Annotated in this window: 10 protein-coding genes; 2 read left to right on the top strand and 8 right to left on the bottom strand. The window is 44.7% G+C overall.

The genetic code is table 11. From position 1 onward, the window contains the following. Positions 1–5: 5 nt before the first annotated feature. Positions 6–2294, top strand: coding sequence for a glycosyl hydrolase family 95 catalytic domain-containing protein (locus tag AC1DQW_RS08065; protein ID WP_477453610.1), 2289 nt, complete (start codon positions 6–8; stop codon positions 2292–2294). A 57-nt stretch (positions 2295–2351) separates the two neighbouring features. Further along, positions 2352–3608: a PQQ-dependent sugar dehydrogenase gene (locus AC1DQW_RS08070; protein ID WP_477453611.1), complete on the top strand. Its 1257-nt coding sequence runs from the start codon at positions 2352–2354 to the stop codon at positions 3606–3608. A gap of 194 nt (positions 3609–3802) precedes the next feature. On the opposite strand, the gene AC1DQW_RS08075 is transcribed toward AC1DQW_RS08070, so the two are convergent. From AC1DQW_RS08075 to AC1DQW_RS08110, 8 genes are all read right to left on the bottom strand, one after another. Beyond that, positions 3803–3940, bottom strand: a complete 138-nt coding sequence (locus AC1DQW_RS08075) for a hypothetical protein (RefSeq protein ID WP_477453612.1) — start codon at positions 3938–3940, stop codon at positions 3803–3805. Positions 3941–3946: 6 nt separating this feature from the next. Next, positions 3947–4999, bottom strand: coding sequence for a metallophosphoesterase (locus AC1DQW_RS08080; RefSeq protein ID WP_477453613.1), 1053 nt, complete (start codon positions 4997–4999; stop codon positions 3947–3949). 75 nt (positions 5000–5074) lie between these two features. After that, complete coding sequence (locus tag AC1DQW_RS08085; RefSeq protein WP_477453614.1) at positions 5075–6613, bottom strand: RagB/SusD family nutrient uptake outer membrane protein; 1539 nt, start codon at positions 6611–6613, stop codon at positions 5075–5077. Between the two features lie 19 nt (positions 6614–6632). Next, positions 6633–9953: a SusC/RagA family TonB-linked outer membrane protein gene (locus AC1DQW_RS08090; protein WP_477453615.1), complete on the bottom strand. Its 3321-nt coding sequence runs from the start codon at positions 9951–9953 to the stop codon at positions 6633–6635. 155 nt (positions 9954–10108) lie between these two features. Beyond that, entirely contained in the window at positions 10109–11053 is a 945-nt protein-coding gene (locus AC1DQW_RS08095; protein WP_477453616.1) for a FecR family protein, read from the bottom strand. A gap of 70 nt (positions 11054–11123) precedes the next feature. Further along, positions 11124–11714: an RNA polymerase sigma factor gene (locus tag AC1DQW_RS08100; RefSeq protein WP_477453617.1), complete on the bottom strand. Its 591-nt coding sequence runs from the start codon at positions 11712–11714 to the stop codon at positions 11124–11126. A gap of 170 nt (positions 11715–11884) precedes the next feature. Next, the gene (locus AC1DQW_RS08105; protein ID WP_477453618.1) at positions 11885–13309 is read right to left on the bottom strand and encodes an MATE family efflux transporter; all 1425 of its coding nucleotides are present in this window, start codon (positions 13307–13309) and stop codon (positions 11885–11887) included. Between the two features lie 169 nt (positions 13310–13478). Beyond that, positions 13479–14300 carry an alpha/beta fold hydrolase gene (locus AC1DQW_RS08110; protein ID WP_477453619.1) on the bottom strand — a complete coding sequence of 274 codons (822 nt, stop codon included), beginning with the start codon at positions 14298–14300 and terminating at the stop codon, positions 13479–13481. Between the last annotated feature and the right edge of the window lie 145 nt (positions 14301–14445).

Genomic DNA, 14445 nt, shown 5'->3' on the forward strand with positions numbered 1-14445 from the left:
GTTTCATGAAATTAATAAAAACAATAATTATCCTCCTGCTGGTTTGCCCCGCGCAAAGCTATGCCCAGTCTGTTTATGCCGGGCGTTATAAAGCAATATTTACCCAGCCACCCCAGCAAACGCCCACTTCAAAACCCCCTGATGCACCGCTTGCCGGTAACGGGGATATCGGCCTGACGATGGGCGGCAATCCCGAAAATTTATGTTTCTTTTTAGGTAAAAATGATTTCTGGCGGGCATACCCGGTATATCCCGGCGGCGGCATTGCTTTGCCGGGCGGGTTAACCATTGGTATTAATGCGCTAAAAGGCGCTGCCTATTACGCCGAGCAAATACAGGACAAGGCTATTATTAAAGCATCTTTCAAAAAAAACGGGCTCACAGTTACTCTTAATACCTGGGTAGCAGCTGAAAACAATATGATGACAGCCAGCTTTTCGGCCAATAAAACCTGTCGTTTAAAGCTAAATCTATGGTCGGCTAAAGGCAATACGGCTGTTAACCATGCCGGCAAAACCGGCGATGTGATTTGGGTAAGCCGTTCTTTTGAAAACACCCCTATGCTGGAGTGGCCCTCGCATGTGATATTGGCCATGAAGGTATTAGGTGCTGAATTAAAAAATGATGGAACGGTTACGCTATTGCCAAATCAAAAAGTAACCATTTCAGTTATCATGTATACCAATCATGATCGTAAGGACTGGAAGGATGCCGCTATTAACGAGGCCCGGTTATTAACACCGGGTAAGATAGGGAAAATACAAACCGTACATGAGCAATGGTGGAAAAACTTTTGGGACCGTTCAAATATAAAAATTGGGGATATGGTGCTTGAAAAATACTATTATGCTTCTCAATACCTGTTTGCATGTATCACGCGGGGGAATAAATTCGCCCCTGGTATATGGGGCCCGTTCGTTACCCGAGACTCAACCTCATGGGGTGGCGATTATCACCTGAACTATAATTATGAAGCCCCTTTCTGGGCGGCCTATTCATCTAATTACATCGATTTGATTGACAATTATGATCAGCCCTTGCTGGATTACATGAAGATGGGCAAATTCCATGCCCAGGACCTGCTTCATATCAATGGCATGTATTACCCGGTTGGTATCGGGCCAAAAGGATTGTGTACCACGCGCTGGCCGCTTACTCCTGATGAGATGGAAAAACGGTATGGTTCGCGGGAAGACACTATCGATCATGGTTATAAGTTCCTGGGGCAAAAAATTAATGCAGTTTTTGGTGCAGGCAATATGCTGATGCGTTTTTACAGTACCTATGACGCCAATTATGCCCGGCGGATATATCCTTACCTGTTGCAGTGTGCTAATTTTTGGGAAGACTATTTGAAGCTTGAAAATGGCCGTTATGTGATCTATAATGATCATTTTGGCGAAGTAATGCCTAACCTTAAAAATAAAGGGCAATGGCGTAACCAACTGGGCGATTTTAACTCCACACTTTCATTAGGTTTGGTAAAAATGCTTTTTAAGGGAATGATGGATGTGAGTAGCTTTTTAAAAATTGATGAAACCCGGCAGGCTAAATGGCAGGATATCCGCAATCATATCAGCGATTTCCCCGTGGGAGAAACTAATGGCAGAATCGCCCTGAAAAACGCAGAGAAAAGCCCTTCAGCGTGGGTGAACCGTGTGGATGGTTTGTCACGCGTGTCCATTCATGGGCTAATATTGCCCGGGGGTGTTGCAGGGCCAATTAGCACACCAGAGTTTAATAAAATATTGCTTAGTGATATATCCCATTGGAAAGACAAGGCAGAAAGCCCGGCAGACTGGGGTAATACCCTGGGCAATGGGATAGAAACTTGCTTTCCCGGAGCAGTGCGTGCAGGATATAACCCAGATGAGGTTTTAAATTATTTGAAAGCCCGTATCGCCGCGCAATCATTACCTAACCTGTGGATCACTCAAAGCGGAGGCGGTATTGAAACCCTTGCTGCCGTACCGCTCACTATTAATGAAATGCTGTTGCAAAGCTATGAAGGCGTAGTACGGGTGTTCCCCAATTGGAACCACGCTAAAGATGCAAGTTTTGATAAACTCAGGGCTTATAGCGCATTTGTGATCAGCAGTAAATTAAAAAACGGGAAAGTTGAATATGTTAGCCTGCTTAGCGAAAAAGGCAGAAACTGCACCATGGAAAACCCATGGCCGGATCAAAAAGTGCACTTGATTCGCAACGGAAAAAATGCGGAAATACTTAATGGTAAAACAATTACTTTTAACACGGGCGAAAATGAAAAAATAATTTTGAAAGCAGCCGATTAAATCAGGGCACTATAGTTTGACCTGATAAATAAATACTAACCTGAAACTAACCAAATAATGAAAAGCAAATTCCGTAATAAATTCACATGGAAACCATCAAAATTATGGGCACCATTGATTATCCTCCTGTGCTCGGGCATTTTGATGTGCTTGCTCCCTTCTTTTAATAATGATAAACCAGCCACAAAAATGGAAGAGCCATCAACCATAACTTTAAAAGTTCAACTGGTTGCTGAAAATTTGAATGCCCCTACGGACATGGCCTTCCCGGGTAACGGAGATGTGTGGATTACGGAGCAAACCGGGAAGATCCGGGTAGTTAAGAACGGGAAATTAAGGGAGGCTGCTTTACTTGATCTGCACAGTAAGCTGGTAGATTTAAGCAGTAGTTATGAAGAGCGGGGGCTACTGAGTATTGCCCTGCACCCAAAATTTAAAACCAATGGAAAATTTTATGTGTTTTACAGCAGGCCGTCCGCTCAACAATCAGATCATACGGGCGTTGTAGCCGAGTATAAGCTATCGGCTGGTTCAGGTATGATTGAAACTAACAGCGGGCGTATTATACTTACTATTGAAGAACCAGAATCAAACCATAATGGCGGCTGTATCAGGTTTGGTCCCGATGGCTATTTGTATATCTCATTCGGCGATGGCGGTGGCCAGGGTGACAGGCACGGAAAAACCGGTAACGGACAAGAACTGAATACCTGGCTGGCTAAAATATTGCGTGTAGATGTTAATGCCAGGGCTGGATATATGGTGCCTAAAGACAATCCCTTTGTTGGCAGAAAAGACGCAAAACCCGAAATATGGGCCTACGGTTTCCGTAACCCATACCGCTTTTCCTTCGACAGCGCCACGGGCCAAATGTTTGCCGGCGATGTTGGTCAGGATTTATGGGAAGAAGTGGATATCGTTACCAAGGGTGCTAATTACGGCTGGCGTTTAATGGAAGGAACACATTGCTACAACCCTGCCACAGGATGTGTTATCAAGGGAATTACTATGCCCATAGCTGAATACAGCCATAAAATTGGGGTGAGTGTTATTGGAGGTTACGTTTATAACGGGCAACAAATGCCTGCTTTAAAAAGCAAATATGTGTTTGCAGATTGGGTGGGAAAGGTGTTCTTTTTGAAAAAAGCAGGGAATAAATGGCAAAGGGGAGATATCGCTTTACAAAATCTTCCCTCAAACCTAAAAATAACCGGGTTTGGTGAAGACCCGGCAGGTGAGCTCTATTTTTCAACCAATCCAGATACCGGCCCCGGAAATACCAAAGGAGGGGTTTATAAGATCATCAAAAACTAAGTTAAAAAGAGGCATAGCGGCCGACAGGACGGCCGCTATGATTTTGAACAGGGCTTATAAAAAAGACGGCTGCAACCTACGTGTCATTTATACTATCAAGCCGCTGCCCCTCTTTATGATCTTTACCTGGTCCGGTATCAAAGAGGTACGATAACTACGTCTTGTTTCGGTAGTTGGAAAAAGCAGCAATCCGCCTAAAAACAGGCCTGGCCGCTGTAAAATTCGGGCCTGAAGCCATCAATGCTGATGATAACTACATATTTCGGCTTTTGTGCCAGGGCATGGAGGCTTGTCAGCACAATAATTACCAATGTTTTTAAAACGATTTTCATAGCTGCTTACTTTACAGGAGTATCAAATAAAGGCACGGTAAACTGGCTGTCAGCATCCGTTTCGTTTTCTGTGGCATAAGGCGAAAATGTCCTGACCGACAATTCATTATGCTTAACCGAAAACTTGTACAGGCGCATTAAACCGTTCCCACCGTTAGGCCGACTTTGATAATCGTTCAGGAAAGCCCTAATTGTATGCCCGTTATAGGTTTCGGTGCGATAACCCTCGCCATTGTCTCCAACATGTCCGCAAAGCATCATAAACAAATTGGGGTTACTTTTCAGGCTTTCATAAATAGCTTTACCCTGCGCGTTAAAAGGTGCCTGCGGCGTGTTGGAACCGGTTACCGGGTTAAAATGCAAAATGGAGTGGCTTACAACAATTGCCTTGCGACTGGTATATTTGGCTAAAACCTGGTTGGCCCAGGAATACATGCCCGCCTGATCCTCATTAAAGGCATCATATTCCAGGAATAATACAATGAAATCAACGCCGCCGGCAGTAAACAGGTCGTAGTGGCTATCGTTATTCTCGCCATAATGACCGCCGTAATAAGGGCGCCCTTCAAAATGCTTTATACCAAAATATTGGTTATAGCCGCTGGTGGAACCTTTAACCGGATACTGCGACGGGAACTGATCATGGTTACCAACAGCCAGCCCATAGGGTATGCTTACCGGGTTTTCCAGGCCGTAAAGCGCGGTCTTGGCCAGGTACCATTCGGCCCGTTCCGTAACCGGGTTATCGCCATGCTCGGTAATATCGCCCATATGTGCCACATAGGCTATGTTTTCTTTAACCTGGTTCTTTTTTATCCAGTCAATCTGCGCTTTAAACATATCAAAGGTTCCACCAAGCTGTGCCTGGGCCAGGTAGTATTGCGTATCGGGTAGTACGGCAATGGAAAAATCGCCGGGTTTAACCACCGCGTCAGGTCCTGGAGTGTTTAAAACCGTATCCGTTAATGGTAAGTTATTTTTTGATTGTGCATTATAATTCAGCAATAGCAAGCCAAGGCAAAACCTGGCTGCCAATGCGTTTCTGTATTTGAGTATCATGAGTTTTTTGTTTGAAGGTTAAACCATATCCCCGCCTGCAGTTATCCGCAGGCGGAGATGGTAAAAGATGATGGATTAATAACCGGGGTTTTGTGTCATTACGCCCGGGTTCAAATCAATTTCCGGCTGTGGTATTGGATATAACAACTTGTTAGCCGTTACATTATAAGTATCCGGCGTAAGGTAATTTACCTGTGTTTTAAGCAGGGTGCCAAAAGTATTCATTACCTCAACCGCCCGGCCGGTACGTACCAGGTCGTTCCACCGGTGATTTTCAAAGGCTAATTCCACCCGGCGCTCGTGAGCAATGATATCGCGGAGAGACGCCTGGTCGGCAGTAGCGGTTTCAGGTAATCCGGCCCTTGACCTTACTATATTTAATGCCGTTAGCGGCGATTTACCTTGTTCGTTTTCTGCTTCGGCCAAAAGCAGCAACGCATCAGAATACCGGTAGATAGGGAAGTTATCGCTGGAGCCTGTAACCGCGATAAGCGGCGGATGTTCATATTTTTTGATATAGGGTACGCCAATTTTACCCGCGGCAGGTACATATCCCACCACACTTTTATTGGCCGAATAAACAAACAGGTCGCTGGCATTATAAGCTCCTTCAACAATTCCTATCGATGCCGCCAGGCGTTTATCATTCGGCTCATAAGCATTAATCAGGTCCTGCGTGGGTGTATTCCAGCCGCCGGTTGAACTATTGTTGATCGCGATACCCGTAATAACCGATGTATTGGTGCTCCGCGGTAAAAAATGGAAAGGCAGCGGATTCGGGGTAGTGCCCAAAACTGTTCCTTCCAGAAACTGGATATCGAATATGGATTCCTTGCTGTTTTTATTTATCGGTGTAAATGCATCCGCATAATTGGCATTCAGTCCGTAACCCATACCGGCAAGAGTGTTCAGCAGGATTTCGGCATCGACCCATTTCTTTTGGGTGGCATAAACCTCAGCCAACAACATCGTTGCCGACCCTTTGGTGGCCTCTCCCGTTTGCGGAAACCTGGCAGGGGCGTTCAGCTCACTGATGGCGTCCTTCGTGTCGGCAATAATCTGGCTATATACTGCATCAGCCGCTGAACGTGGTAAAAAAGCTTCATCGACCTTAGTCACTTCCTTTAAAAACAAGGGTACACCGCCAAACAACCTAACCAATTTAAAATAGTAGAAAGCCCTTAAAAACTTCATCTGTCCATCAATTGGTGATTTGGTTGCCGCATCAAAATCAGCCGCTGCCAGGCGCTGAATCACAATATTGGTTCGCGAAATACCGGTATAACAATGCTGCCAAACAGCGTTCACATAATCATTAGTGGGCGTATTGGTGAAGTTTGAAATACTTTCACGGTATAAATAGGAGGTACCACGATTGCTGGGATATGGTTGATAAATGGTATTATCCGAGCGTATTTCTGATGTAAAATAATCGTTCACCAAAACATCCTGCAATGGTACATATGCCGCGATGGCAGCTTGTTTAAACTGGTCGGGAGTTTTATAGAATGAAGCACTGGTATAGGAATCTTTGGGTGTAAGATCAATAAAGTCCTTTTTACACGAAAGTGCTGTAAGTGCGATAAAAGCAAAAATGATATATATCTTTTTCATAAAATGTTCTTTTAGAGGGTTATTTAAAAGTTGCTGAAACACCAAATGAAAATGTGCGGGGTATAGGATAAGCATTTTCATCAACACCGATACCCTGCGTAGGATCAAGCCCAGCGAAGTTGATTTCGGGGTTCATACCCGAATATTTAGTGAATACAAAAGCCTGCTGTACTGATGTATACACTCTCAGGTTACGCATTAAGAATTTATCGCCCAGGTTGAAACGATAGCCCAGCGAGATATTTTTTGCAGTGAGGTAAGAGCCGTTTTCAACCCATTGCGAATTAACCTGGCGCCCCATTGCCGTAGTACCGGTTTTTGTACGGGGATAAACGCCTGAGCCCGGATTTTCGGGCGAGCGCCAGCGGTCCGCAGCTGCTGCAAGCATAACACGCGAACCGTCGAGATTGCTTTGATAGGCCCACTTGGCGGCATTCAGTATTTTACCGCCTACAGAAAAAGACATATGGATGTTCAGGTCCCAGTTTTTATAAACAAAGTTATTGGTAAGGCCACCTGTAAAAGTTGGTGTGGGGTCGCCAATAAAGGTACGGTCGTTCACATCATCAATAACCCCGTCACCGTTAATATCCTTCACCTTAATGGTGCCAACATCTGACGCACTGCCGTATTTTGCCGAGTTGGCCAGGTCATTGGCATCTTTATATAAGCCTAAAAACACAAAGCCATAAAACTCGCCCAGGTGATGTCCCTCCTGCTGGCGGAAGTAATCAGATGATACGGTGTTGTTCCTGCGGATGTAACCCGGATTAACGATATCCTTGATCAGGTTGCGATCAAAAGAAATATTTAAATTAGTAGTCCATTTAAACTTACCTGTAAGATTGGTAGAGTTAACCGTAAACTCGTGTCCCCACAATTCAATCACACCCACATTATCCAGGATACTGGTAGAACCCGAAGCTTTTGGTATGGGGCGTTGCATAATAAGTCCGTCAGAGATCTTGTGGTAATAATCGTAAGTAAAATTCAACCGGTTATTAAAGAAGGAAAGATCGATCCCCAGGTCAAACTGTTTGTTGCGTTCCCAGCGAAGTTCGCTGTTGCCCAAACGATTGATGGCTTGACCTGAAACAGCTGCGCCACCAAATTCATAATAATATTTCCCTATGGTTGCCTGCGCATCGTAGTTACCCAAAAAGAAATTATTACCGGTTACGCCATAACTCGCGCGAATCTTCACCAGGTCAAGAAACCGGAAGCGCTCCATGAACTTTTCATCACTTACTACCCAGCCCGCTGACACCGAAGGGAAATTGCCATAACGCTGATTCTCGCCAAAGCGGGAAGAGCCGTCGCGGCGAATTGCGCCTTGCAGCAGGTACCTGCCTTTATAGTTATAGTTAAGACGGGCGATGCTTGACAATAATGAATATGCGCTATAGGAACTACCTCCGGCTGATAAGCTGGTAGCTGCGTTTAAATACGGGATATCATTGCTCGGATAACCTAAACCAGTTAGCGTATTACTGGTGCCGCTATATTTTTGAGCAGAGTAGCCAGCAAGCGCTTCCAGGTTGTGATCACCTAAAGATTTGCGATAAACCAGGTTAGCCTCGGCGGTGTAGGATCCATTATCTACTGAACTGCTGGTTCCGGTGGCCTGACCTACCGTTGAAGTAACCACCCCCGATTGGAAATACTGGCGTGTTTCGCTGCCCTTATCTACCGCCAGGTTGGTTTTAATACTCAAGCCTTTTAAAAACTCATAGTTTAAATAGCCGTTTGCTAATATGCGGGTTGTTTTATAATCATCGTTGGTGAGATTGAACTGAGCCAGCGGGTTAATATAGGCCACCATGCCCGGTGAGTAGGTATCACGGTTATAGCTACCATCGGCATTATAAGGAGATTTTAAAGGGCTGGCTTCAAAAATCCTTTCAAACAGGCCGCCCACACCATCGGTGCCTAACCGGTTATTATGGTCCAGGCGATAGCTTGGGGCAAGGTTAAAACCTATTTTCAGTCTGTTATTGCTTAAAGAAAGGTCCTGGTTAATGCGTAGTGAAAACAATTTGGTACCGGTATTGATGAGCACGCCCTGTTGCTCCTGGTAACCAGCCATAACGGTTGAACTTGATTTTTCGCGGGCGCTGCGAATAGTAACATCATAACTTTGAATTGGCGCGGCACGGGTAAGCAATTTATACCAGTTGGTACCTTCGCCATACTGCTCCGGATTTAAATAATCGGCCGGGGTAGGTGTGATATAACCGAGCTCATATTTGCGGCTATCCTCAAACTTCTCTTTCATGTATTGCGTAAACCCGCGTGCATCCATCATTTTCGGAACACGCTCGCCCGGTATTTTCTGAACACCGTAATTCGCGTTAAATTCAATCTGTGCGTCGCCAGGTTTAGCGTGCTTCGTGGTAATCAGCACTACACCATTTGCAGCACGTGAACCATAAAGCGCGGTAGCCGACGCGTCCTTTAATATACTGAAACTTTCGATCTCGGCAGGGTTCATGTTGTTGATACTGCCGGTAACAGGAATACCATCTACCACTATCAAAGGCTGGTTGCTGGCGTAAAACGAGGCCGCACCCCGGATCCGAAACTCCACACCACGGCCTGGCTGACCGCTGCTTTGCGCGATCTGTACACCTGCTGCCTTTCCCTGCAATTGTTGGACAAACTGCATCACCGGCATATCCTGGAGCGGAGCCGCGTCTACCTGGGTCAAAGACCCGGTGACTTCTTTGATACGCTGTTTACCGTAGCTTACGGTTACTTCTTTTAACAGCATACCTGGCACCAGGCTGATATTCAATATGGTGGTTTGATTGCCGGTAACCTTTACATCGGCGGTTTCCAATCGTTTATATCCTACAAATGAAACGGCCACGGTATAAGCACCTTCCGGAATGGCAATCGTATAACTACCATCATTATTGGTCATCATTCCCGATGTGGTACCCGCAATACTTACAGATGCTCCCGGTAGTGGCTGACCGTTTTCATCGGTAACCTTGCCGTTTATGCGGCCTGTCAGTTGCCTGAAGAGGATAATATTACCGGCCTGTTCTTTAAACCCGATCTCCTGCCCCTTGAATAATGCACCAAGGATGTTTTTCAGGCTTTCGTTCCGGTAATTTGCCGGATTGACATGCTTACCGGCCAGGTTTAAGAAAACTTCATCATAAGCAAAAACAACATTGGCCTTTTGCTCCAGCTTTTTAATAGCGGTCGAAAGATCTTCGTTTCCCAGGCTGATATCCAGGCGGGTGTTTACCCCCTGTGCTGCCAACTCAGTTGCCCGCACCGATACCAGGCCGATGGTTATTGATATGGAAATTAGTAAAAATGAGATACGCATAATCTGTCTGCATAACTGTGTATAGAAATTCATATTTTTGATTGCTTTGTAATAGGTCAAATAGTTGCTAAGCATTGCGGGCGGGGTCGGCAAACCTTCACCTGCTGAAATTAAAGCCGGCTCCTGCTGAAACAGGACCGGTTTCTTTTTTAAGGCTAATAAATAATTACGTAAGTACCCTCCTTTCTGAAATGTGCATTGTGTATCGCGCTGATAAGCTTCAGTGCTTCTGCGCTGGGTGTGTTACGTTTAATGCGTAAGGTGAATAAATAATCATGTACCCGCTTGTTGCCCGCCTTTAACGTAAGACCGTACAGGTTTTTAAAAACCAGCGACAGCTCATCAAATTTTACGCGGTTTAAATAAGTATCTCCGTCTTTCCAGCTCTGGCTTTGACTGGCGTCTACTTTTTTCTGCTCAAAGGTGCCGCGATCTGTCAGGTAACTGAGTTCCTGCCCCGGCGTGACGAACGACAGCAGTTTTGTTGCTTTGCTTACCCCCACTTTGCCGGTAACCACCGTGATTTTGACATGAGGCAGGCTATGATAGGCGTTGATATTAAATGAGGTCCCTAAAACTTGCACCTGTAACGGAGCCGTGATAACCCGAAATGGTTTACGGGTGTTATGTTTTACTTCAAAAAAAGCTTCGCCTTCATCTAAATATACCTGGCGTATAGCCTTATCAAAATTGGAAGGGATACGCATCCTGCTTTGTGCGTTTAGCCATATAACGGAGCTGTCTGGCAATGTAACCCGTCTAATCTCTCCGCTACGCGTACGTAAAGTTGTAAATGTTTCCTGAACGGGAGCCGCTGGCCTAAGCAGGAAAAAAACCAGCACAGATGAACAGCATAACAATAAAACACTTGCAGCAATGCGGTAATTGAACCATGCGGACGGCGCGGACTTGTTTATGCTTTCGCTGATCCTTGCGTGCATGGCATTCCTGACACGCTCGCGCTCCTTAGCTGATAAAGACTGCTTTTCGCTTTCGGTCTCGTAGGAATCATACCAGGCTTCAATTATGGCTTTTTCGGTTTCATTGGTGGTACCATTGAGGTACCGGCCAAGTTGTTTTATAAATTTACGTAGCTCCATGGTGGGTTTTCAACATTAAGTCGTCAAAAAGCCGTCAGGGTACTTATAATTTACATCACCATTTTGTTAATTAATTGTAAAGCACAAAAAGTATCAGCGCTAAATATGCTGTACTTTGTTCGGGGTGTTTTTTAGCAATTGCAATTCGCAGCCGCCGTAATACTTCAGAGATATAGTTTTTTACTGTTTGTTCGGCCAGTCCCAGCTCACTGGCAATTGCTTTTACCGAATGGTTTTCGCTGCGCAACTGGTAAACCTTTTGCAGCATCTCGGGCATATGTTTAACAGCCCGCTCAAGAGTCCGCTCCAACTCAAGGTATCCCGTATGGTCGTGTATCGAGTTTTCAAGCAGCTCTACCCGCTGCATCGCATCCTGCAGGCGAACATGAGTAACCTTTTGAGACCTGAAATAACTGATTACGCTTAAGCGCACCGCACTTAATAAGTATTGCTCCAAGCTGGTTTGGACAGCTAAAGTATGCCTGCGCTGCCAGAGTTTGATAAAAATCTCCTGCACAAGGTCCTGCGCCTGTGCTTCATCATCAAGCCTGCCCCGGGCTGCCCGGTATGACCGCTCCCAGTAACGTTCAAACAGCAGGTCAAAGGCCGAATGATCGTCTTCCCTGATACGCGAAAGTAAAGTAGTGTCGGCAATTTCCATGACTTGTCCGCGCAAACTTACACTACTAATGTTAACTAAACTTTAAGAAAATGATTACAACATGCCTGTCAAGGCTGTATTTTAATAAACTTGCAATCAAAAGTCACACCATAAAATACCGGCGTTGAACCCGTTAAAAAGTTAGTTGATCTGCGATACTAAATAATACACTACACCAGGGTTTTCTTCCATTTTCCACGCTTAAACAGTATATAAGCTGCTATGGCCAATCCTATTTCGGCGACAGGGATGGAAATAAAAACGCCGGTTGGCCCCATTGAAAAATACTTGGCCAATAAATAAGCAAAGGGTATCTGGAATAACCAAAAGGTAAAAACATTAATTTTAGTTGGTGTCCAGGTATCGCCGGCGCCATTAAACGCACTGGTAAAAACCATACCTGCTCCGTAAATAATAAAACCACCGCTTAAAATTTGTAACGATCGGGTGGCCACTTTTTTAACCTCCTCATCGTCTGTAAAAAAAGAGGCAAATAAATGTCCGCAGGTTAAAAACAATACGCTCACAATGCCTAAAAATACAACCGTATATTTTATAGTTTGAAATACCGACTGTTCTGCCCTGTCCAAATGCCCGGCGCCTAAATTTTGCCCAACCAATGTTGCTGCTGCATTGCTCAAGCCCCAGGCCGGTAGCAGGAAGAACATCATTAACCGGAGTGATGTTTGGTAACCTGCAGAACCATGATCGCCGCCTGTTGTAGCAACCAATTGCGCCAAAAATATCCAGCTGCAACTGGCTATTACAAATTGCAAAATACCGGGCGCCGCAATTTTTATAATCGCTTTAATCTGCTGCCAGTCGGGTATAAAATAGCTTATACGGATTTTTAAAGCATTTTTGCCATTAAATAAATTGTAAACCTGATAGGTAACACCCAAACCGCGACCAATACTTGTGGCTATAGCCGCTCCTGTTAATCCAAAAGCCGGGATAGGACCAAGGCCCCTGATAAAAATGGGGCATAAAATAATGTTCGCCATATTAGCAATCCACAAACTACGCATGGCGATGGCGGCGTTACCGGCTCCCCTGAAAATACCATTTATTAAAAACAACAGCACAATGATGATACTACCGCCCATCATAATGCGGACGAATGGAGTTCCATGATCTGCAGTTTCTGTCGATGCACCCATAATTAAAAGCAGGTCCCTGGCGTGTAAAAACCCAAAAATACTGATGGACAGGTTAATAAACACAGCAATTATAATGGTTTGCATGCCTGCCTTTGATGCGGCTTCAGGATTTTTTTCACCAATGCGGCGTGCAACAACGGCCGTTGCGGCCATACTTAAGCCTATGGCCAATGAATATATTACGGTTAATACAGATTCGGTTAATCCCACTGTTTGAATAGCATGACTGCTGTTGTTTAAATGACCTACAAAATAAAGGTCGACCAGCGCAAAAACAGATTCCATAGCCATTTCCAACATCATGGGGATAGCCAATAAAACAATTGCTCTTTTTATGCTGATGGAGGTTAGGTCAACTTCGTGACCCTTTATTGCTTGTTTTAAAACCGAGAAAAAAGAAGATACCTTACCCTTTGTAGTAACTGATTGTGACATAAATATAAGCTTGTATTGTTTTAGGTAGCGGCTTTTTATCTGAGACCCTGAGTTACAAATATAACGAGACCTTTTGGTTACGCAAGCTGTGATTGAGATCAACACAAATAAAGCCTTGAAATATTAATTTCCAAGGCTTTACATTCTTGAACCTAATTATCTTTTTTATTTATGATTTAATAAAAGCCAAAAGATCTTTATTAATGGTTGCAGCTTCTGTTGTTGGCATTCCGTGGGGGAAACCAGGATATGAAATAAGCTTTCCGTTTTTTACAAGCTTTACAGCTTTTACTGCTGTAAGGGCAAATGGAACAATCTGGTCATCCTCGCCATGCATAACAAGTACAGGAACATCCACGCTTTTAAGGTCTTCTGTAAAATCTGTTTCCGAAAAAGCCTTAATACAGTCATAGTGCGCTTTTATTCCGCCCATCATGCCCTGGCGCCACCAGTTGTCCCTGATTCCCTGCGATATTTTAGCTCCCTCACGGTTAAATCCGTAAAAGGGCATGGTAAAATCCTGGAAATATTGTGGCCGGTGTGTTGCAGTGCCTTCGCGGATCTCATCAAATATGGACATTGGAATTCCGTCGGGATTGTTTTCGGTTTGTACCATGATGGGCGTAACCGCACTGATCAACACAGCTTTGGCTACGCGGCCTTTTCCATGTTTTGCAACATAACGGATAACTTCGCCACCACCTGTAGAATGGCCAATGTGCACAGCGTCTTTTAAATCAAGTGCCTGGGTAAGCTCGGCCACATCGGCTGCATAGGTGTCCATATCATGTCCGTCGGCCGTTTGGGCCGATCTTCCATGCCCCCGGCGATCATGGGCGATAACCCTAAATCCCTGCCCAAGGAAAAACACCATCTGTGCATCCCAGTCATCACCTGATAAAGGCCAGCCGTGATGAAAAAAAAGCGGTTGTCCGGTCCCCCAGTCCTTGTAATAAATTTCAGTGCCGTCTTTTACTGTAATTTTACTCATTGTTGTTGATTTTGATTGTTGTGATTAATAAGGCTAATTCGATTATTGAAACATGTTAACAATACCATGCAGTTTTGGTTTTTACTATCTTTATAAAAATGCCCCCGGCATAGCAACATGCTTTTTCGTAGGTTAAAAACTTTAC

Source organism: Mucilaginibacter sp. P5_A4 (assembly GCF_056400605.1).

Bases quoted from the DNA above. Each gene is read 5' to 3' on its own strand.
- AC1DQW_RS08085 (WP_477453614.1), bottom strand. From the start codon at position 6,613: ATGAAAAAGATATATATCATTTTTGCTTTTATCGCACTTACAGCACTT.
- AC1DQW_RS08065 (WP_477453610.1), top strand. From the start codon at position 6: ATGAAATTAATAAAAACAATAATTATCCTCCTGCTGGTTTGCCCCGCG.
- AC1DQW_RS08090 (WP_477453615.1), bottom strand. From the start codon at position 9,953: ATGCGTATCTCATTTTTACTAATTTCCATATCAATAACCATCGGCCTG.
- AC1DQW_RS08070 (WP_477453611.1), top strand. From the start codon at position 2,352: ATGAAAAGCAAATTCCGTAATAAATTCACATGGAAACCATCAAAATTA.
- AC1DQW_RS08110 (WP_477453619.1), bottom strand. From the start codon at position 14,300: ATGAGTAAAATTACAGTAAAAGACGGCACTGAAATTTATTACAAGGAC.
- AC1DQW_RS08100 (WP_477453617.1), bottom strand. From the start codon at position 11,714: ATGGAAATTGCCGACACTACTTTACTTTCGCGTATCAGGGAAGACGAT.
- AC1DQW_RS08075 (WP_477453612.1), bottom strand. From the start codon at position 3,940: ATGAAAATCGTTTTAAAAACATTGGTAATTATTGTGCTGACAAGCCTC.
- AC1DQW_RS08105 (WP_477453618.1), bottom strand. From the start codon at position 13,309: ATGTCACAATCAGTTACTACAAAGGGTAAGGTATCTTCTTTTTTCTCG.
- AC1DQW_RS08080 (WP_477453613.1), bottom strand. From the start codon at position 4,999: ATGATACTCAAATACAGAAACGCATTGGCAGCCAGGTTTTGCCTTGGC.
- AC1DQW_RS08095 (WP_477453616.1), bottom strand. From the start codon at position 11,053: ATGGAGCTACGTAAATTTATAAAACAACTTGGCCGGTACCTCAATGGT.